This is a genomic window from Leifsonia sp. L25, assembly GCF_050632895.1.
Genome location: NZ_JBODRZ010000005.1, coordinates 16,234 through 35,742, shown reverse-complemented (window position 1 = coordinate 35,742; position 19,509 = coordinate 16,234). Strand labels below are relative to the sequence as shown.

16 protein-coding genes and 1 pseudogene are annotated in these 19,509 nt (G+C 72.1%); 16 read left to right on the top strand and 1 reads right to left on the bottom strand.

From position 1 onward, the window contains the following. Positions 1 to 63 precede the first annotated feature (63 nt). The 15 genes and pseudogenes from pyrR (at position 64) to rpe (ending at position 17,820) form a co-directional block, all read left to right on the top strand. Positions 64 to 642 (top strand): bifunctional pyr operon transcriptional regulator/uracil phosphoribosyltransferase PyrR, encoded by a 579-nt coding sequence (gene pyrR / locus ACRAWC_RS25915; protein WP_431350054.1) that lies wholly within the window; start codon positions 64 to 66, stop codon positions 640 to 642. Next, complete coding sequence (locus ACRAWC_RS25910) at positions 639 to 1,631, top strand: aspartate carbamoyltransferase catalytic subunit (RefSeq protein WP_431350053.1); 993 nt, start codon at positions 639 to 641, stop codon at positions 1,629 to 1,631. The genes pyrR and ACRAWC_RS25910 overlap by 4 nt, the downstream gene beginning before the upstream one ends. Continuing rightward, positions 1,628 to 2,953 carry a dihydroorotase gene (locus ACRAWC_RS25905; RefSeq protein ID WP_431350052.1) on the top strand — a complete coding sequence of 442 codons (1,326 nt, stop codon included), beginning with the start codon at positions 1,628 to 1,630 and terminating at the stop codon, positions 2,951 to 2,953. The genes ACRAWC_RS25910 and ACRAWC_RS25905 overlap by 4 nt, the downstream gene beginning before the upstream one ends. Then, a complete protein-coding gene (locus tag ACRAWC_RS25900; protein ID WP_431350051.1) occupies positions 2,946 to 3,473 on the top strand; it encodes a hypothetical protein in 528 nt (175 codons plus the stop codon). The genes ACRAWC_RS25905 and ACRAWC_RS25900 overlap by 8 nt, the downstream gene beginning before the upstream one ends. Further along, positions 3,457 to 4,644: a glutamine-hydrolyzing carbamoyl-phosphate synthase small subunit gene (gene carA / locus ACRAWC_RS25895; protein WP_431350050.1), complete on the top strand. Its 1,188-nt coding sequence runs from the start codon at positions 3,457 to 3,459 to the stop codon at positions 4,642 to 4,644. The genes ACRAWC_RS25900 and carA overlap by 17 nt, the downstream gene beginning before the upstream one ends. Then, positions 4,644 to 7,925, top strand: a complete 3,282-nt coding sequence (carB, locus tag ACRAWC_RS25890; protein WP_431350049.1) for a carbamoyl-phosphate synthase large subunit — start codon at positions 4,644 to 4,646, stop codon at positions 7,923 to 7,925. Before carA ends, carB begins: the two co-directional genes overlap by 1 nt. A 47-nt stretch (positions 7,926 to 7,972) precedes the next feature. After that, positions 7,973 to 8,806 carry an orotidine-5'-phosphate decarboxylase gene (gene pyrF, locus ACRAWC_RS25885; protein ID WP_431350150.1) on the top strand — a complete coding sequence of 278 codons (834 nt, stop codon included), beginning with the start codon at positions 7,973 to 7,975 and terminating at the stop codon, positions 8,804 to 8,806. Beyond that, positions 8,799 to 9,731 carry a guanylate kinase gene (gene gmk, locus ACRAWC_RS25880; protein ID WP_431350048.1) on the top strand — a complete coding sequence of 311 codons (933 nt, stop codon included), beginning with the start codon at positions 8,799 to 8,801 and terminating at the stop codon, positions 9,729 to 9,731. Before pyrF ends, gmk begins: the two co-directional genes overlap by 8 nt. A 95-nt stretch (positions 9,732 to 9,826) precedes the next feature. Beyond that, positions 9,827 to 10,087: a DNA-directed RNA polymerase subunit omega gene (rpoZ, locus tag ACRAWC_RS25875; protein ID WP_431350047.1), complete on the top strand. Its 261-nt coding sequence runs from the start codon at positions 9,827 to 9,829 to the stop codon at positions 10,085 to 10,087. Between the two features lie 108 nt (positions 10,088 to 10,195). Further along, positions 10,196 to 11,479, top strand: coding sequence for a bifunctional phosphopantothenoylcysteine decarboxylase/phosphopantothenate synthase (locus tag ACRAWC_RS25870; protein ID WP_431350149.1), 1,284 nt, complete (start codon positions 10,196 to 10,198; stop codon positions 11,477 to 11,479). Between the two features lie 59 nt (positions 11,480 to 11,538). Continuing rightward, positions 11,539 to 12,732, top strand: coding sequence for a methionine adenosyltransferase (gene metK / locus ACRAWC_RS25865; RefSeq protein ID WP_431350046.1), 1,194 nt, complete (start codon positions 11,539 to 11,541; stop codon positions 12,730 to 12,732). Positions 12,733 to 12,734: 2 nt separating this feature from the next. Then, positions 12,735 to 14,738, top strand: coding sequence for a primosomal protein N' (locus tag ACRAWC_RS25860; RefSeq protein WP_431350045.1), 2,004 nt, complete (start codon positions 12,735 to 12,737; stop codon positions 14,736 to 14,738). Positions 14,739 to 14,811: 73 nt separating this feature from the next. Then, positions 14,812 to 15,720, top strand: coding sequence for a methionyl-tRNA formyltransferase (gene fmt / locus ACRAWC_RS25855; protein WP_431350044.1), 909 nt, complete (start codon positions 14,812 to 14,814; stop codon positions 15,718 to 15,720). Next, positions 15,717 to 17,125: pseudogene (locus ACRAWC_RS25850) on the top strand (RsmB/NOP family class I SAM-dependent RNA methyltransferase). The gene fmt and the pseudogene ACRAWC_RS25850 overlap by 4 nt, the downstream one beginning before the upstream one ends. A 35-nt stretch (positions 17,126 to 17,160) precedes the next feature. Further along, the gene (gene rpe / locus ACRAWC_RS25845; protein WP_431350043.1) at positions 17,161 to 17,820 is read left to right on the top strand and encodes a ribulose-phosphate 3-epimerase; all 660 of its coding nucleotides are present in this window, start codon (positions 17,161 to 17,163) and stop codon (positions 17,818 to 17,820) included. A 33-nt stretch (positions 17,821 to 17,853) separates the two neighbouring features. Here rpe and ACRAWC_RS25840 read toward each other — a convergent pair whose 3' ends face one another. After that, complete coding sequence (locus ACRAWC_RS25840; protein ID WP_431350042.1) at positions 17,854 to 19,080, bottom strand: MFS transporter; 1,227 nt, start codon at positions 19,078 to 19,080, stop codon at positions 17,854 to 17,856. Positions 19,081 to 19,206: 126 nt separating this feature from the next. Between ACRAWC_RS25840 and ACRAWC_RS25835 the strand changes: the two genes are divergently transcribed. Further along, positions 19,207 to 19,470: a phosphoribosyl-ATP diphosphatase gene (locus ACRAWC_RS25835; protein ID WP_431350041.1), complete on the top strand. Its 264-nt coding sequence runs from the start codon at positions 19,207 to 19,209 to the stop codon at positions 19,468 to 19,470. Positions 19,471 to 19,509: the final 39 nt, after the last annotated feature.

The following is a 19,509-nucleotide window of genomic DNA, read 5'->3' as shown; positions in this document are numbered from 1 at the left end:
GCTAGGCTCGACCCAATTGGCATCCTTTAACAGCCGTCCTGTGAGGCGGGGAAGGAGGTCGGCATGACAGCGCGCACCGTGCTGCAACAGGCTGACATCGCCCGGGCGTTGACTCGGATCTCGCACGAGATCCTTGAGTCCAACCGGGGAACGAACGACCTGGTGATCCTGGGGATCCCCACGCGCGGCGTCGTGCTCGCCCGCCGGATCGCCGAGAACATCCAGCGGATCGAGCCGGACTCGGTCGCGTCGCCCGACGACATCGTCGGCGCCCTCGATGTGACGATGTACCGCGACGACCTGTCGCGGCATCCCACGCGGGCGCCGCAGCCGACCTCGCTGCCGGGCTCGATCGACGGTCGCACCGTCGTGCTGGTGGACGATGTGCTCTTCTCGGGCCGTACCATCCGCGCGGCGCTCGACGCGCTCAGCGACCTGGGGAGGCCGCGGGCCGTGCGACTGGCCGTCCTGGTCGACCGCGGGCACCGCGAGCTGCCGATCCGGGCGGACTTCGTCGGCAAGAACCTGCCGTCTGCGGCCTCGGAGCGGATCTTCGTCCGGCTGGCGGAGGTCGACGGCGAGGAGTCCGTGACCATTGCGGAGCCGGCCGGGAGCACCGCAGAGGAGGGAGCGCGCGCATGAGGCACCTGCTCAGCACCAAGACGCTGTCGCGCGACGACGCGATCACGCTGCTCGACGTCGCCGAGGACATGGCCGACGTGCAGGACCGCGAGGTCAAGAAGCTGCCGACCCTGCGTGGCAAGACAGTGGTCAACCTGTTCTTCGAGGACTCCACCCGCACGCGCATCTCGTTCGAGGCGGCGGCGAAACGGCTCTCGGCGGACGTCATCAACTTCTCCGCCAAGGGCTCCAGCGTCTCCAAGGGCGAAAGCCTGAAGGACACCGCGCAGACGCTCGCAGCGATGGGCGCGGACGCGGTCGTCGTACGGCACAGCGCCTCCGGCGCCCCGCAGACCCTCGCGACCAGCGGCTGGATCGACGCGGGCGTGCTCAACGCCGGCGACGGCACCCACGAGCACCCGACCCAGGCCCTGCTCGACGCCTTCACGATGCGCAGGCGTCTGCACGGCCGCTCGTCGCGCGGACACGACCTCGACGGCGTGACGGTGACGATCGTCGGCGACATCCTGCACTCCCGGGTCGCCCGCTCCAACGTCTGGCTGCTGCAGACCCTCGGCGCGAAGGTGACGCTGGTCGCGCCGCCCACCCTGCTGCCGGTCGACGTGTCGGGCTGGCCGGCCGCGATCGGGTACGACCTGGACGCGGCGATCGACGCCGGCCCGGACGTGGTGATGATGCTCCGCATCCAGGGCGAGCGGATGCACGCGGCCTACTTCCCGTCCGAGCGCGAGTACGCGCGGCGCTGGGGGCTGGACGACGAACGGCTGGGCCGGCTCGAGGCCGATAGCATTGTGATGCACCCGGGACCGATGAACCGCGGGCTGGAGATCTCGGCGGCCGCCGCCGACTCGCCGCGGTCGACGGTGCGGGAGCAGGTCGCCAACGGAGTGTCCGTGCGAATGGCCGCACTGTACCTGCTGCTCTCCGGAGGCGACAACAGTTCCCACACGAACGATGGGCAGACGACGAACGATGGTGGTGTGCGATGAGTGAGAGCCCGACGCAGAGGTTCCTGATCCGCGGCGCGACTCTGGCCGACGGCACGCGTACCGATCTCCTGCTCGCCGATGGGCGGATCGCCGGCACGGGCAATGACGCGAGCAGCGCCGGAGCGACCGTGATCGACGCGGACGGCCTGATCGCCCTTCCCGGCCTGGTCGACCTCCACACCCACCTGCGCGAGCCCGGTTACGAGCAGAGCGAGACCGTCCTCACCGGAACGCGCGCGGCCGCGGCAGGAGGCTTCACGGCGGTCTTCCCGATGGCGAACACCTCCCCGGTCGCCGACACCGCCGGCGTCGTGGAGCAGGTGCTCCGGCTGGGCGAGGCCGCGGGCTACGCGACCGTTCAGCCGATCGGCGCCGTGACCGTCGGCCTGGCGGGGGAGCGGCTCGCCGAGCTCGGCGCGATGGCCGACTCGCGCGCGAAGGTGCGGGTCTTCTCCGACGACGGCAAGTGCGTCTCCGACCCGCTGCTGATGCGCCGCGCGCTGGAGTACGTCAAGGCGTTCGGCGGCGTGATCGCCCAGCACGCGCAGGAGCCACGGCTCACCGAGGGCGCCCAGATGAACGAAGGCGCGCTGTCCGGCGAGCTGGGCCTGACGGGCTGGCCGGCGGTCGCCGAGGAGTCGATCATCGCCCGGGACGTGCTCCTCGCCGAGCACGTCGGCTCCCGGCTGCACGTCTGCCACGTCTCGACCGCCGGCTCGGTCGACGTCATCCGCTGGGCGAAGGCGCGCGGCGTCGACGTCACGGCCGAGGTGACGCCGCACCACCTGCTGCTGACCGAGGAGCTCGCCGCCGGCTACGACGCCCGCTACAAGGTGAATCCGCCGCTGCGCCGGGCGGAGGACGTGGAGGCGCTGCGCGCCGGCCTCGCGGACGGGACGATCGACATCGTCGCGACCGACCACGCCCCGCACCCGGTGGAGTCCAAGGACTGCGAGTGGGACGCCGCGGCCTTCGGCATGGTCGGCCTCGAGTCCGCGCTCTCGGTCGTGCAGGCCTCGGTGGTCGACAACGGCCTCCTCGGCTGGACCGACATCGCCCGCGTGCTCGCGGCCGCGCCGGCCCGGATCGGCCGGCTGGACGGCCACGGTCTCCCGCTGGAGACCGGCGCGCCGGCCGAGCTGTTCCTCTACGACCCGGCCGCCTCGCGGGAGTTCTCGACCGGCGACCTCGCGGGGAAGGGCGTCAACTCGCCCTACCTGTCGATGACGCTGCCGGGCCGCGTGGTGGCGACCTTCCACCGCGGCTACGCGACCGTGCTCGACGGCACGGTGGTCGAGGACCTGGAGGCGGCCCGTGGATAAGCTCCTGCCGACCATCGGCATCCTCCTCGTCGTCATCGTCGTGCTGGCGCTCGCCCTCGTGGGCTGGCGCCGCCGCGTGCGACGCGACGCCCCGGCGGGCGGCGGCTACCCGGCGCCCGAGACCGCAGCGGCGGTGACCGCGTTCTCCGAGGTGCTCTACGTCGCCACCACCAAGGCCGGCGAGTCGCTGGAGCGCCTGGCGCTGCCGGGGTTGTCCTACCGCGGCCGCGGCACGGTGGAGGTCTCCGCCGACGGCGTGCTGCTCCGGGTCACCGGGGAGCAGCCGGTGTTCATCCCTGCGGCGGCCCTCACCGGCGTCGGCGCGGCCACGGTCACGATCGACCGGGTCGTGGAGCGGGATGGCCTGCTCCGGCTCGGCTGGAACACCAGCGGCGGCGCGGCCGCCGACAGCTTCTTCCGGGTCGTGGACCCGGCCGGGCGCGGTCTGCTGACCGCGGCCGTCGAAGACATCCTCCCGGGCGGTTCGACGCCCCTCAGTACTGATGAAAGCGAGGTGTGACGTGACCGCAGCAGAACCTGCCGTGCTCGTCCTCGAAGACGGGAAGCGCTACGTGGGCCGGGCCTACGGCGCCCGCGGGCGGACGCTCGGCGAGGCGGTCTTCGCCACCGGCATGACCGGCTACCAGGAGACCCTGACCGACCCGTCCTACGCGGGCCAGATCGTCCTCATGACGGCGCCGCACATCGGCAACACCGGCATGAACGACGAGGACATGGAGTCCCGCCGGATCTGGGTGGACGGCTTCGTCGTCCGCGACCCCAGCCGGGTCGTCTCGAACTTCCGCGCCCAGCGCAGCCTCGACGACGACCTCGTCGAGCAGCGCGTCGTGGGCATCAGCGGGATCGACACCCGCGCCGTCACCCGGCACATCCGCTCGGCGGGCGCCATGCGCGCCGGGATCTTCTCCGGCGAGGACTTCGGGCTGAGCGACTCCGAGCAGCTCGAACTCGTGCTGTCCGGCGCGAAGATGTCGGGCCGCAACCTCTCGGCCGAGGTCTCCACCGTCGAGCCCTACACGGTGCCGGCGGTCGGCGAGCGCGTCGGGTCGGTCGCGGTCCTCGACCTGGGCGTCAAGAAGTCCACGCTCGAGAACCTCGCGGCGCGCGGGCTCGACGTCCACGTCCTCCCGCAGCAGGTCACCGCGGAGCACGTCCTCAGCCTCAACCCGTCCGCGCTGTTCTTCTCGAACGGCCCGGGAGACCCGAGGGCCTCCGACAAGCACGTCGAGCTCCTGCAGGAGACGCTGCGCGCCGGGCTGCCGTACTTCGGCATCTGCTTCGGCAACCAGCTCCTGGGCCGTGCGCTCGGCCTCACCACGTACAAGCTGCCGTTCGGCCACCGCGGGATCAACCAGCCGGTGCTCGACAAGCGCACGGGCCGCGTGGAGATCACCGCTCAGAACCACGGCTTCGCGGTCAAGGCGCCGATCGACGCCACCTTCGACTCGCCGGCCGGCTTCGGCCAGGTGGAGGTCAGCCACTTCAGCCTCAACGACAACGTCGTGGAGGGCCTGAACTGCCTCGACATCGACGCCTTCAGCGTGCAGTACCACCCGGAGGCGGCGGCAGGCCCGCACGACGCCAACTACCTCTTCGACCGGTTCCTTGAGATGATTCACAAGCGCGAGGCCGGTTCTCAGAACGACCAGAACCAGGAAGGCACCGACTGATGCCCAAGCGCGACGACATCCACTCCGTCCTGGTCATCGGGTCCGGCCCGATCGTCATCGGCCAGGCCTGCGAATTCGATTACTCCGGCACCCAGGCCTGCCGCGTGCTCAAGCAGGAGGGCGTCCGCGTCATCCTGGTGAACTCCAACCCGGCCACCATCATGACCGACCCGGACTTCGCCGACGCCACCTACGTCGAGCCGATCACCTGGGAGGTCATCGAGACCATCATCGCCAAGGAGAAGCCGGACGCGATCCTGCCGACCCTCGGCGGCCAGACCGCGCTCAACGCGGCCATGCAGCTCCACGAGCACGGCATCCTGGAGAAGTACGGCGTCGAGCTGATCGGCGCCAAGTTCGAGGCCATCCGGAAGGGCGAGGACCGCCAGATCTTCAAGGACCTCGTGGTCGAGGCCGGCGCGGAGGTGGCGCGGTCGCACATCGCCCACACCGTCGAGGAGGCACTGGAGTTCGCCGAGGACCTCGGCTACCCGCTCGTCGTCCGTCCGTCGTTCACGATGGGCGGCCTCGGCTCGGGCTTCGCCTACACACCGGAGGACCTGCGCCGCATCGCCGGCGACGGCATCCACCAGAGCCCGACCAGCGAGGTGCTGCTGGAGGAGTCCATCCTCGGCTGGAAGGAGTACGAGCTCGAGCTGATGCGCGACACCTCCGACAACACGGTGGTCGTCTGCTCGATCGAGAACGTCGACCCGGTCGGCGTGCACACCGGCGACTCGATCACGGTCGCGCCCGCGCTGACGCTGACCGACCGCGAGTACCAGAAGCTGCGCGACATCGGCATCGACATCATCCGCGCGGTGGGCGTCGACACCGGCGGCTGCAACATCCAGTTCGCTGTGAACCCGGAGAACGGCCGGATCATCGTCATCGAGATGAACCCGCGCGTCTCGCGCTCGTCGGCGCTGGCGTCGAAGGCCACCGGCTTCCCGATCGCCAAGATCGCCGCGAAGCTCGCCATCGGCTACCGGCTGGACGAGATCCCCAACGACATCACGCAGGTGACCCCGGCGAGCTTCGAGCCCACGCTCGACTACGTCGTGGTGAAGGTGCCGCGGTTCGCATTCGAGAAGTTCCCGGCCGCCGACCCGACCCTGACCACCACCATGAAGTCGGTGGGCGAGGCGATGGCGATCGGCCGCAGCTTCACGAGCGCGCTGCAGAAGGCGCTCCGCTCGCTGGAGAAGCGCGGCTCGTCCTTCCACTGGGGCCACGAGTCCCGCACCGTGGAGGAGCTGCTGGAGTCGATCGCGACCCCGACCGACGGCCGGATCGTCGACGTGCAGCAGGCGCTCCGCCTCGGAGCGACGCCCGAGCAGGTCTTCGAGGCCACCAAGATCGACCCCTGGTTCATCGACCAGATCGTCCTCATCAACGAGGTCGCCGAGCAGCTCCGCGACGCCGAGACCCTCGACACCGACACGCTCCGCTACGCCAAGGACCACGGCTTCTCCGACGCCCAGATCGGCGAGCTGCGCGGCTTCGGCGAGGCCGACGTCCGCGAGGTGCGGCACATCCTCGGCGTGCGCCCGGTCTACAAGACGGTCGACACCTGTGCAGGCGAGTTCCCCGCGCTCACGCCGTACCACTACTCGAGCTACGACGAGGAGACGGAGGTCGTGGCGAACGACAGCCGCAAGGTCGTCATCCTCGGCTCCGGCCCGAACCGCATCGGCCAGGGCGTCGAGTTCGACTACTCCTGCGTGCACGCGTCGTTCGCGCTGCACGACGCCGGGTTCGAGACGATCATGATCAACTGCAACCCGGAGACGGTCTCGACCGACTACGACACCTCCGACCGCCTGTACTTCGAGCCGCTGACGCTCGAGGACGTGCTGGAGGTCATCCACGCCGAGTCGCAGTCCGGCGAGCTGGTCGGCGTCGTCGTGCAGCTCGGCGGCCAGACCGCCCTCGGCCTCGCGAAGGGCCTGGAGGCGGCCGGCGTCCCGATCCTCGGCACCACGCCGGAGGCCATCGACCTGGCGGAGGAGCGCGGCCTGTTCGCCGGGATCCTCGAGAGCGCGGGGCTGCTGGCCCCGAAGAACGCCACGGCGATCGACTTCCCGAGCGCCGCGCACGCCGCGGAGCAGATCGGCTACCCGGTCCTGGTCCGCCCCAGCTTCGTGCTCGGCGGTCGCGGCATGGAGATCGTCTACGACACCGCCTCCCTCGCGGACTACTTCGAGCGCGTCGCGGGCCAGGGCATCGTCGGCCCGTCGCACCCGCTGCTGGTCGACCGGTTCCTGGACGACGCGATCGAGATCGACGTGGACGCCCTGTACGACGGCGAGCGGCTCTACATCGGCGGCGTCATGGAGCACATCGAGGAAGCCGGCATCCACTCCGGCGACTCGAGCTGCACCCTGCCGCCGATCACGCTGGGTCGCCGCGAGATCGACCGGGTGCGCGAGGCGACGCTGAAGATCGCCGAGGGCATCGGCGTCCGCGGACTGCTGAACGTGCAGTTCGCGATCGGCGCCGGAGTGCTCTACGTGCTGGAGGCCAACCCGCGGGCGTCGCGCACCGTCCCGTTCGTCTCCAAGGCGCTCGGCATCCCGCTCGCCAAGGCCGCCTCCCGGATCATGGTCGGCGACACCGTCACCGGCCTGATCGAGGAGGGCCTGCTGCCGGAGGCCGACGGTTCGGTCATCCCGATGGACTCGCCGGTCGCCGTCAAAGAGGCCGTGCTGCCGTTCAAGCGGTTCCGCACCCGCGAGGGCAAGATCGTCGACTCGGTGCTCGGCCCGGAGATGCGCTCGACCGGCGAGGTCATGGGCATCGACCGCGACTTCCCGACCGCGTTCGCGAAGAGCCAGGCCGCGGCCTACGGCGGCATGCCGCTGGAGGGCACCGTGTTCGTCTCGGTGTCCGACCGCGACAAGCGCGCGATCGTGCTCCCGGTGCTGCGCCTGAAGCAGCTCGGCTACGACATCGTCGCCACCGAGGGCACCGCCGAGGTGCTGAACCGCAACGGCATCGCCGCGCGCATCGTGCGCAAGTTCAGCGAGGCGCCGGAGGAGGACTCGGTCGTCGGGCTCATCACGCGCAACGAGGTGGATGTCGTCATCAACACCCCGAGCGGCCGGTCCGCCCGCGCCGACGGGTACGAGATCCGCGCCGCCGCGGTGGCCGGCGACAAGCCGCTGTTCACCACGATCGCCGAGCTGAGCGCCGCCGTCGCGTCGCTCGACGCGGTGCGCGAGGGCTTCGAGGTGACGTCGCTGCAGGAGTACGCACTGCAGAGGGCCGCACGGGCGTGACGGAGCTCAGTTCGACCTCCTCGGCGTCGGCGTCGTTCGGCGACCGGCTGGCCGCGGCGTTCGGTGCGCAGGGGCGCCTGTGCGTCGGCATCGACCCGCACGCGCACCTGCTGGCGGACTGGGGCCTGGAGGCCTCTGCCGCCGGCGTGCGTGCGTTCGGCCTGCGCGTGGTGGAGGCCGCGGCGGGACGCGCCGGGATCGTGAAACCGCAGGTGGCCTTCTTCGAGCGCTACGGATCCGCGGGGTACGCGGCGCTGGAGGACGTCGTCCGCGCGGCGCGCGACGCCGGGCTGCTGGTGATCGCCGACGCGAAGCGCGGCGACATCGGCACGAGCGTCGCGGCCTACGCCGAGGCGTGGCTGACCCCGGGCTCGCCGCTGGAGGCCGACGCCATGACGATCGCCGCCTTCCAGGGCGTCGGCTCGATCGCGGAGCCGATGCGCCTCGCCGAGTCGGCAGGCAAGGGCCTGTTCGTGCTCGCGGCGACCTCCAACCCGGAGGCCGCGGCCATCCAGCAGGCGGTCGTCGCCGACGGCCCCCGTGCCGGGATGACGGTCGCCCGTGCGATCATCGAAGACGTGCACGCGTTCAACCAGGAGCAGCCTCCGCATCCCTTCGGCACAGTCGGTCTGGTGCTCGGCGCCACCGTCGCGCTGGGGGAGTACGGGATCGACACCGCGACCGCCGCCCCGGCCGTCCCCGTGCTCGCGCCCGGGTTCGGCCACCAGGGCGCCCGCGTCGAGGACGTCGACCGCCTGTTCGGAGCCTTCGCGCCCGGGGTGATCGTGAGCGAGTCCCGCGGGCTGCTGGCCGCAGGGCCGGACGGCCTCGCCGAGGCCATCGGCCGCCGCGCCGAGGAGGTGCGTGCCAGCCATGGCTGAGCCGACCACCGCCTCCCGCCGCCCCGCCCCGCCGGAGGTCGACCGGACCGCCGCGTCGGCGGCCGCCGTCGCGGCCCGCCGCGCGCGTGCCGCCGTCAAGAGCGCCATCGCCTCTCGGGAGGTCTCGCCCCTGGTCGTCCTCGACCGCGCGACCGCCGCGCCCGACGGTGTGGAGGGCCGGCTGCGGGTCACCGAGTTCCTGCTGAGCGTTCCCGCGATCGGGACCACGAAGATGCAGGAAGCCTTGCAGCGGCTCGCCATCTCGCCGGCCAAACGGCTCGGCGGCCTCGGCAGGCACCAGCGCCTGAAGCTCCGCGAGTACCTGATCGAGCGCGAGAACCGCGCGGGTCGCCGCCGCAATCAGCTCGTCGTGCTGGCCGGCCCGACCGCGGTCGGCAAAGGCACGGTCTCCACCTACATCCGCGAGAACTACCCGGATGTGCTGCTCTCGGTCTCCGCCACCACGCGCGCACCGCGCCCCGGCGAGGTCGACGGCGTCAACTACTACTTCGTCGACGACGCCGAGTTCGACCGGATGATCGAGGCCGGCGAGCTCCTGGAGCACGCCACCGTGCACAACGCGTACCGTTACGGCACGCCGCGCGGACCGATCGAGGCGGCGCTGGAGCAGGGCAAGAGCGTACTGCTGGAGATCGACCTCCAGGGCGCCCGCCAGGTCCGCGAGTCCATGCCGGAGGCGCGGCTGATCTTCCTGCTTCCGCCGACCTGGGACGAGCTGGTCAGGCGCCTGATCGGCCGCGGCACCGAGGAGGCCGCCGAGCAGCAGCGCCGGCTGGAGACCGCCAAGGTGGAACTGGCCGCTCAGGACGAGTTCGACTACCGTGTGGTCAACCACACGGTCGCTGACGCCGCCCGGGAGGTCGTAGACTTGATGAAGGTCCGTGCGGCGCCGTCGCGCCCGTAGGATCACGATCGTCGCGTCACGCCCGGCGCTTTACCGCAGTTTCTCCGCGTCTCGACACCGCGAGCCCCGGAAGCACAACAGAGAGGGTTACCGCAATGGCAACCACCAACAAAGGCATCATCGACCCGCCCATCGACGAACTCCTCGCCCGGGTCGAGTCCAAGTACGCGCTGGTCATCTTCGCCTCCAAGCGTGCACGCCAGATCAACGACTACTACGCCGACCTGCACGAGGGCAGCCTGTTCGACAACGTCGGCCCGCTGGTCGACTCCTCGGTCGACGACAAGCCCCTCTCGGTCGCACTGCACGAGATCAACGAGGACAAGCTCGTCATCAAGCCGCTGGCCGCGGAGTAACCTCCGGGCCCTTCCGGCAGACAGAGAGCCGCAGACCGAGCGCAAGAGAACGACCACAGCCGGGACCGTGTCCCGCTGGCTGGAGGAGATGCCGCCGTGAGCCCACGATTGACCGTCGTCGTCGGAGTGACCGGCGGCATCGCCGCGTACAAGGCTGTCGGGGTCATCCGCGCACTGGTGCTGGAAGGGCACTCGGTGCACGTCGTGGCGACGGAGGCCGCGCTGCGGTTCGTCGGCCGTCCGACGCTCGAGGCGATCAGCCGCAACCCCGTCGCGACCGACCTCTACGAGGGTGTCGCCGAGGTGCGGCACGTGGCCATCGGCCAGTCCGCCGACCTCATCGTCATCGCCCCGGCGACCGCGAACACCCTGGCGAAACTCGCCGCCGGCATCGCGGACGACCTGCTCGGCAACACCGTCCTGGCCTCGACCGCTCCGCTCGTGGTCGCCCCGGCGATGCACACCGAGATGTGGCGCAACCCCGCGACGGTCGCCAACGTGGCCACGCTGCGCAGCCGCGGCGTCACCGTCGTCGGCCCGGCCTCTGGACAGCTCACCGGCGCCGACTCCGGCCCGGGCCGCATGGAGGAGCCGGAGGTGATCGTGCGCGCCGCGCTGCGCGCCGCCGGCATCTCGCCGCGCCTGGCGGTGTCCGCCGTGCCGGAGCCCGTCGCCGATGTCGTGGTGCTCTCCGAGCGCCGCCGCGCCAACGAGGCCTCGCGCCGGCCGCGTGGGGGCGTCGACCTCGCGGGCAAGCGCGTCGTCGTCACCGCCGGCGGCACCCGGGAGCCGCTGGACCCGGTGCGATTCCTCGGCAACCGGTCGAGCGGCCGGCAGGGCGTCGCCGTCGCTGCGGCGGCGCAGGCCCGCGGCGCCGAGGTCGTCCTGATCGCCGCGCACCTGGAGGTCGAGCCGCCCGAGGGCGTCGAGCTCATCGAGGTGCAGACCGCGCTGGAGCTGCAGGAGGCCGTCACCGAGGCCGCGCGCTCGGCCGATGTGGTCGTGATGACGGCCGCCGTCGCCGACTACCGGCCCGCCGTCATGCGCGACTCCAAGATCAAGAAGTCCGAGGCGGGCCAGACCCTCACGCTCGAACTGGTCGCCAACCCGGACATCCTCGCCGGCCTCTCGGCCGCCAAGCGCGAGGGCCAGGTCGTCGTCGGCTTCGCCGCCGAGACCGAGGCGGACCCCTCGACGCTCATCGAGCTGGGCCGCACCAAGCTGGCCGCCAAGGGCAGCGACTTCCTCGTCCTCAACCAGGTCGGCTGGGAGCAGGGCTTCGCAACGGAGAGCAACGAGGTCGTGGTCCTCCGCAGGGGCGGCGATATAGTGATGGAGGCCTCGGGGAGCAAGCTGTCGGTGGCCGACCGTATCTTGGACGTCGTCGTCTAGTCGTCGACCAGGGCCACGGCATCCCTGGACGTGCCGCCATGCCGCGATCAAGGAGAACAATGGCAGATCTGCGCCTCTTCACGTCGGAGTCGGTCACCGAAGGTCACCCCGACAAGATCTGCGACCAGATCTCCGACAGCATCCTCGACGCGCTGCTCGCGGTCGACCCGCACAGCCGCGTCGCCGTCGAGACGCTGGTCACCACCGGGCTGGTCCACGTCGCCGGCGAGGTGACGACGAACGGCTACGTCGAGATCCCCGCGCTGGTGCGCGAGAAGATCGTGGAGATCGGCTACGACTCCTCCGATGTGAGCTTCGACGGCACCCAGTGCGGCGTCTCCGTCTCCATCGGCGCGCAGTCGCCCGACATCGCTCAGGGGGTCGACAACGCGTTCGAGTCACGCACCGAGCAGAGCACCGACGACCTCGACCGCCAGGGCGCGGGCGACCAGGGCATCATGTTCGGGTTCGCCACCACCGAGACGCCGCAGTACATGCCGCAGCCGATCTGGCTCGCGCACCGCCTCGCCGAGCGCCTCGCCGCCGTGCGCAAGGACGGCACCCTCGACTACCTCCGCCCGGACGGCAAGACGCAGGTGACGATCGGCTACGAGGGCCACACTCCGCGCACGGTGGAGACCGTCGTGCTCTCCACCCAGCATGCGCCGCACGTGTCGAGCGAGCAGCTCCAGGCCGAGGTCGTCGAGGAGGTCATCGCGCCGGTCATGCACGCCGCCGGGCTGGAGACCGCGCACATCCGCACGCTCATCAACCCGACCGGCCGGTTCGAGATCGGCGGCCCGAAGGGCGACGCCGGGCTCACCGGCCGCAAGATCATCGTCGACACCTACGGCGGCGCGAGCAGGCACGGCGGCGGCGCGTTCTCCGGCAAGGACCCGTCGAAGGTCGACCGCTCGGCCGCCTACGCGATGCGCTGGGTCGCCAAGAACGCCGTCGCGGCGGGCCTCGCGGACCGGCTCGAGGTGCAGATCGCGTACGCGATCGGCAAGGCCGCCCCGGTCGGGCTCTACGTGGAGTCCTTCGGCACCGGCAACGTCTCCGACGAGCGCATCATCCGCGCCATCCGCGAGGTGTTCGACCTGCGACCGGCGGCGATCGTGCGCGACCTCGACCTGCTCCGGCCGATCTACGCGCAGACGGCGACCTACGGCCACTTCGGCCGCGACCTCCCCGACTTCACCTGGGAGCGGCTGGACCGCGTCGACGACCTGCGCTCCGCCGCGGGGCTGTAGCCGTGCCGGCGGCCGCCACGGTCGCCCGTGTGGCCCTGGACTCGCCGCTCCCGCAGCTCGACCATCTTTTCGACTACAGCGTCCCTGACGCGCTCGCGGAGCAGGCGGTGCCCGGGGTGCGGGTGCGCGTCCCGTTGCGCTCGGCGGGACGGGTCGCCGACGGCTACCTCGTGGAGCTCGCCGAGCCCGACGAGGCGTTCTCCGGAACGCTGAGCCCGCTGGAGGCCGTGGTGTCCCCGGTGCCGGTGCTCACCGAGCCGGTGTGGCGGCTCGCGCGCCGGCTCGCCGACCGCAGCGCCGGGACCGCGAGTGACATCCTCCGGCTCGCCGTGCCTCCGCGGATGGTGCGGGTGGAGAAGGCGTGGCTGGCGGCGCGCACGGCGGGCTCCTCCGCCGACGTGCCCGCCGAGGCTCAGCGCGCCGCGTTCCCGGTGCGCGGCTACGGCGCCGGCGTACTGGAGACCGCGGTCGCGGCGGGGGAACGGATCGCGCTCCGGCCGATCCCGCGACTGAGCAGGCTCCCGGACGGCACGTGGGTCGGGGAGTGGGCGATCACGCTCGCCGCGCTCGCGACCGCCACCTGGCGCACGGGCAGCACCGCCATCGTCGCCGTGCCCGACCACCGCGACCTGGAGCAGCTCGGGGCCGCGCTGGCGGCGATCGCCCCCGCGTCCGCGGTGGTCCGCGCCGACGCCGCCCAGTCGAACCCGGAACGCTATCAGGGCTTTCTCGCCGCGCTCTCCGGTCCGCGCATCGTGATCGGCAACCGCTCGGTGGTCTACGCCCCTGCCGCCCGGCTCGGCTTGATCGTGGTGTGGGAGGACAGCGACCCGCTCTTCGCCGAGCCGCTCAGCCCGTACGTGCACACGCGGGACGCCGCGCTCGTCCGGCAGGAGCTGGACGGCGGCGCCCTCGTGCTGAGCGGGCTGGTCCGCAGCGTCGAAGCGCAGCGGCTGGTCGACCTCGGCTGGCTCCGCGACCTCGGGCCGGAGCGCGCGCACACGGCGAAGGTCGTTCTGACCGCCAACCAGAGCGCCGACGAGCCTGCCGCCCGTGCTGCGCGCATCCCGTCGTCCGCGTGGCGGGCGGCCCGGGAGGCGCTGAGCGGGGAGAGCGGGCGGCCGCCCGGCCCCGTGCTCGTCCAGGTGGCCCGGCCGGGCTACGTGCCGGTGCTGTCCTGCGCGCACTGCGGTCAGGCGGCACACTGCACCCGCTGCCAGGGCCCGCTCGGGCAGCGCCGGGCCGGTGCGACGCCGTCCTGCGGCGTGTGCGGGGCGCTCGCCACCGACTGGCACTGCACCCGTTGCGAGCACACGAAGCTGCGGATGGCGACGCCCGGCTCCGGCCGGACGGCCGAGGAGCTGGGCCGTGCGTTCCCGGGGACGCGCGTCATCCTCGCGGACGGCGACCATCCGGTGCAGCGGGTCGGCGCCGCCCCCGCGCTCGTGGTCGCCACACGCGGCGCCGAACCGATCGCGGAGGGCGGCTACCAGGCGGTGCTGCTGCTCGACGGCGAGCGGATGCTGGCGAATGAGACGCTGCACGTCGCCGAGAACTGCTTGCGCTGGTGGATGAGCGCCGCGGTGCTGGCCGCCGCGGGCGCGCCGACCGTGCTCGTCGGCGTCTCCGGCGACCTCGCGCGCGACTTCGCGACGGGCCGCCAGGTCGAGTTCGCCCGCGAGGAGCTGGCCGACCGCCGCCAGCTCCGGTTCCCGCCCGCGGTTCGGCTCGCCTCGGTGACGGGGGCCGCGGAGGCCGTGGACGGGGTGCTGAAGGCGGTCGATCCGGACCTGCTGATCGACGTGCTCGGCCCGGCCGAGGTCGACGAGAAGACGGTCCGGGCCGTCCTGCGGTTCGAGTACGCGAAGGGCGCCGAGGTCGCCGCGGCCGTCCGGGCGACGGTGGTGCGCAACGCGACCCAGCGCCGGCGGCCTCCGGGAGGCCGCCCCGGCTACCGCCCCGCGCCGACACTCCGCGTCCGCTTCGACGACCCCGAGATCCTCTGATCCCCTCGAGCCCTTCGGCAGGTGCGGGGCGCGGGTAGACTCGGGGGCTGGACCAGACCGAAAGAACCTTGACATGCGACTCGTCTTCGCCGGCACCCCCGCCGTCGCCGTCCCCTCCCTGAACGCCCTCGCCGAGCGGTTCGACATCGCCGCCGTCATCACCCGCGAGGACGCGCCGCTCGGCCGCAAGCGCGTGCTGACGCCGTCGCCGGTCGCCGACGCCGCGGCCGCCCTCGACCTCCCGGTCATCAAGGCCAACCGGCTGGACGACGGCGTCACCGAGCAGGTCGCGCGCCTCGAGGCCGACCTCGGCGTGATCGTCGCGTACGGCGGACTGGTCCGGGAGCCGCTGCTCTCGACGCCGCGGCTCGGCTGGGTCAACCTGCACTTCTCGCTCCTGCCGCGTTGGCGGGGCGCCGCGCCCGTCCAGCGCGCCGTGATGGCCGGCGACACGGAGACCGGGGCCGCCGTGTTCCAGCTTGTGGCCGGGCTCGACGCGGGGGACGTGTTCTCCGAGTTGCGGATCCCGATCCCGGCCGACGCGACGGCGGGGGAACTGCTCGACACCCTGGCCTCCGACGGCGCGCTGCTGCTCGTGGACACCGTCGCCGGCCTCGCGGACGGCACCGCGGAGGCCGTGCCGCAGTCCGGCGAGCCGATGCTCGCCCCCAAGCTGACCATCGACGACGCCCACCTCGACCTGAGTCAGCCGGTGGAGGAGGTCTACGCACGGCTGCGCGGGGTGACCCCGGAGCCGGGCGCCTGGGCGCTTCTCGACGGCGAGCGGTTCAAAATCCACGCGGCGCGTCCGGCCACCGGGCTGTCCCTCCCCGCCGGCGTGGTCGCAGCGACCGAGGGCCGCATCGAGGTGGGCACAGGCACGACCCCGCTCGAACTCCTCACGGTGCAGCCCGCGGGCAAACGCGCGATGGACGCCGCCGACTGGTGGCGCGGCGCCGGCGGGGAGGCGGTGCTGTCATGAACGACTACCGGCGCAACGACCGCGGGCGCAGCAGTGCGCAGCGCACCCGCGTCCAGCCGTCCCGCACGGTCGCCCTCGACGTCATTTCCGCCGTCCGCGAGTCGGACGCCTACGCCAACCTCCTGCTGCCCGGCCGCATCACCCGGGCGGGACTGTCACCGGCCGACGCCGCGCTCGCCACCGAGCTGACCTACGGCACCTTGCGGATGCAGGGCTACTACGACCGGGTGATCGCCCGCGCCGCCGGACGCACCGTGGACAAGATCGACCCGCCGCTGCTCGACGTCCTGCGGCTCGGCGCGCACCAGCTCCTGTCGACGCGCGTGGCGTCGCACGCCGCCGTCAACGAGTCGGTGGCCCTCGCGCGCCAGGTCGGCAGCCGCTCCGGCACCGGGTTCGTCAACGGCGTGCTCCGTGAGATCGGCCGCTCGACGCCGGAGGAGTGGCGCGCCCGCGTGCTGGCGGATGCGAAGAACGACGATGAGCGCTATGCCGCGCTCAGCTCGCACCCGGCGTGGATCGTGCGCGCCTTCCACCGTTCGCTGGAGTCCGAGGGCCGCGGCGAGGAGCTGGAGGCGCTGCTGGAGGCCGACAACGCCGCCCCACGGGTGAACCTGGTCGCGCTGCCCGGCCTTGCCGACGCGCCAGAGGGCGCACGCCCCGACCGGTTCTCGCCGGTCGGCTTCACCGCGGGCGGCGGCGACCCGCAGGGACTCGTCGCCGGGGCGGAGGGCCGACTCCGCGTGCAGGACGAAGGCTCTCAGCTTGCGGCGCTCGCGCTGACCCGCGCCCGCCCGGTCGAGCCGGGGAGCGCTGGCTCGACCTGTGCGCCGGCCCCGGCGGCAAGGCGGCGCTGCTCGCCGCCGAAGCGCTCGCGGGCGGTGCGGACCTGGTCGCGAACGAGGTGGTGCCGGCCCGCGCCGAGCTTGTCCGGCGCGCCCTCGCGGCCGTGCCGCTCGACGTGCCGGTCTGGGAGCGTGACGGCATCGCGATCGGCGCGGAGGAACCGGAGACGTTCGATCGCATCCTGCTCGACGCCCCCTGCACGGGCCTCGGCGCGCTGCGGCGCAGGCCGGAGGCCCGCTGGCGGAAGACCCCGCGCGATGTGGCGGAGCTGACCGTCCTCCAGGCGCAGCTCGTCGACTCCGCCGTGGCGGCGCTCAAGCCGGGCGGACTCCTCGCCTACGTCACCTGCTCGCCGCACGTCGCGGAGACCCGGGCGATCGTGGCAGACGCCCTCGACCGCCACAGGGGTTCCCTTCGGCCGGTGGGGACGGCGGACATCGTGCAGTCCGTCGCCGAGGATCGACTCGACCTCGCCGGCGACTCCGACTTCGTCCAGCTCTGGCCGCACCGCCACCTGACCGACGCCATGTTCATCGCCGTGCTCGAGAAGCCCGTCTGACCGGTTCCGCCGCCTCCGCCCCATAGGCTGGAGTCATGGTGACGCGCATCAACCCGAGCATCCTGGCGGCCGACTTCGTGAACCTGGAGCGCGACCTCCACACCATCGCCACGGCCGACCTGGTGCACGTCGACGTCATGGACAACCACTTCGTGCCCAACCTCACGTTCGGCCCGCAGATGGTGGGACGCATCCAGGACGTCAGCCCCATCCCGCTGGACGTGCACCTGATGATCGACGACCCCGACCGCTGGGCCCTCGGCTACGCCGAGCTCGGTGCGTTCTCGGTGACCTTCCACGCCGAGGCCGCGGCCGACCCGGTGGGCCTCGCTCGCCGGCTGCGCTCCCTCGGCGCCCGTGCTGGGATCGCGCTCAAGCCCGGCACCTCCGCCGAGGGCTACCTCGACCTGCTGCCGGAGTTCGACCAGGTGCTGGTGATGACCGTGGAGCCCGGCTTCGGCGGCCAGTCGTTCATGGCCGAGACCATGCCCAAGCTGCGGTCGCTGCGGGAGGCGGTGGAGGCCCGGGGCCTGGACGTCTGGCTGCAGGTCGACGGCGGGATCACGGAGGAGACCATCGTGACGGCGGCGGAGAACGGCGCAGACACGTTCGTTGCCGGGTCCAGTGTCTTCCGCGGCCAGCCGGCGGAGCGGATCGCCCGCCTGCGGACAGCGGCGGCGGCGCACGCCCACTGAGTCTCCTCGCGGACGGGCGGCGCCGCCGCCCCGTCAACCCTGTGCCGGCGCCGCCTCCGTCACCACGGCGGGAGCGCGGGCGGGAATGATCGACAGCGCGGCGACCGCGAGCAGCGCCGTCGCGGCGAACACGTAGAAGCCGCCGGGGTAGGCCAGGCCGAGCGTGACGAGCGTCCCGGTCACCGCCGGGCCGAGGATCGCGCCGAGCCGGCCGATGCCCGCGGCGAAGCCGAGCGCGGTGCCGCGGATCTCCTGCGGGTAGAGCTGGGTGATGAACGCGTAGACGAGCACCTGCGCCGAGAACACGAAGACGCCGGTGACGAAGACCGCTGCGTACAGCATCGTCACCTCCTCCATCCGGACGCTGAGGATCGCCAGCAGCACGGCCGCGAGCGCGAACCAGACCATCGCCACCCGCTTGGTCCCGGACCGGTCGGCGACGATCCCCGCGAGGACCAGGCCGGTGACGGCGCCCGCGTTCAGGGTGAGCAGGAGCCCGAGCGCGTCGGTGGAGCCGTAGCCGGCGTCGCGCATGAGCTGCGGCAGCCAGGTGTTGAGCCCGTAGACCAGCAGCAGCCCCATGAAGGACGCCACCCAGACGCCGACGCTGATCGTGACGTAGCGCCGCTCGACCAGCCGGCGCACCGTCGGGCGTGGCGCCGCCGTGCGCTCCCTGCGTGCCTCGGGCAGGGCGAGCCGGATCAGCGGGACGGTGACGAGCCCGGCGACGCCGCCGATCACGAACAGTATCCGCCAGTCGGGGATGACGGACATGGCGATGAGCGCGGTGAGGACCGCGCCGGCGTGGTAGCCGGTCATCGTCAGGGTGGTCGCCCTCCCCGCGCGCGTGCCCGGCATCAGGTCGGTGACGTACGCGATGGCGACCGGCAGGCAGGCGCCCAGCGCCAGCCCGGCAAGCACGCGGAGCAGCCCGAAGACGAACACGTTCGGGGCGATCACGATGGCGAGCGTGAACAGCGAGAACACCGTCACGCAGAGCAGCAGGCACAGCCTCCTGCCGTAGCGGTCGGCGAGCGGGCCGACGGTGAGCGCGCCGATGCCGACGCCGATCAACCCGGCCGTGGCGACCGCCGTGGCGGCCTGGGCGTCGAAGCCGAGCTCCTTCGTGCTCAGCAGGGTGGGGATGACGGTGCCGAGCACCACCAGGTCGAAGCCGTCCAGCGCGACGATCACCCAGCACAGGAGCAGGGGCCAGAACGCGGCGCGGCCGGTGGACACGGGGGAGGCGGTCGATGCCAAGGAGATCTCCTCGTTGAGATGGTATGTCAGATGAGACCTGGCGACATTAGCACATCACGCACGGTCGCCGCCGCCGGGCGGCGTCACGCGGAGCGACCCGCGCTCCATGACCGGTACGCTGTAACGGTGAAAACCTTCGACGACCTCTTCGCCGAGCTCAGCGAGAAGGCCGAGGCCCGCCCGGAGGGCTCCGGGACGGTTCGCGAGCTGGACGCGGGCGTGCACGCCATCGGAAAGAAGATCGTGGAGGAGGCCGCCGAGGTCTGGATGGCCGCCGAGTACGAGTCCGACGAGGCCACGGCCGAGGAGATCTCCCAGCTCCTCTACCACCTCCAGGTGCTCCTGCTGGCCAAGGGCCTCACGCCGGCCGACGTGTACCGACATCTGTGACGACCGCCCTGGACCGAATGAATCCGTAGCCACCGTCAG

Coding starts and splice junctions, on each gene's coding strand:
- fmt (WP_431350044.1), top strand. CDS start 14,812: ATGCGACTCGTCTTCGCCGGCACCCCCGCCGTCGCCGTCCCCTCCCTG.
- ACRAWC_RS25910 (WP_431350053.1), top strand. CDS start 639: ATGAGGCACCTGCTCAGCACCAAGACGCTGTCGCGCGACGACGCGATC.
- rpoZ (WP_431350047.1), top strand. CDS start 9,827: ATGGCAACCACCAACAAAGGCATCATCGACCCGCCCATCGACGAACTC.
- gmk (WP_431350048.1), top strand. CDS start 8,799: ATGGCTGAGCCGACCACCGCCTCCCGCCGCCCCGCCCCGCCGGAGGTC.
- ACRAWC_RS25905 (WP_431350052.1), top strand. CDS start 1,628: ATGAGTGAGAGCCCGACGCAGAGGTTCCTGATCCGCGGCGCGACTCTG.
- pyrR (WP_431350054.1), top strand. CDS start 64: ATGACAGCGCGCACCGTGCTGCAACAGGCTGACATCGCCCGGGCGTTG.
- carA (WP_431350050.1), top strand. CDS start 3,457: ATGAAAGCGAGGTGTGACGTGACCGCAGCAGAACCTGCCGTGCTCGTC.
- carB (WP_431350049.1), top strand. CDS start 4,644: ATGCCCAAGCGCGACGACATCCACTCCGTCCTGGTCATCGGGTCCGGC.
- metK (WP_431350046.1), top strand. CDS start 11,539: ATGGCAGATCTGCGCCTCTTCACGTCGGAGTCGGTCACCGAAGGTCAC.
- rpe (WP_431350043.1), top strand. CDS start 17,161: ATGGTGACGCGCATCAACCCGAGCATCCTGGCGGCCGACTTCGTGAAC.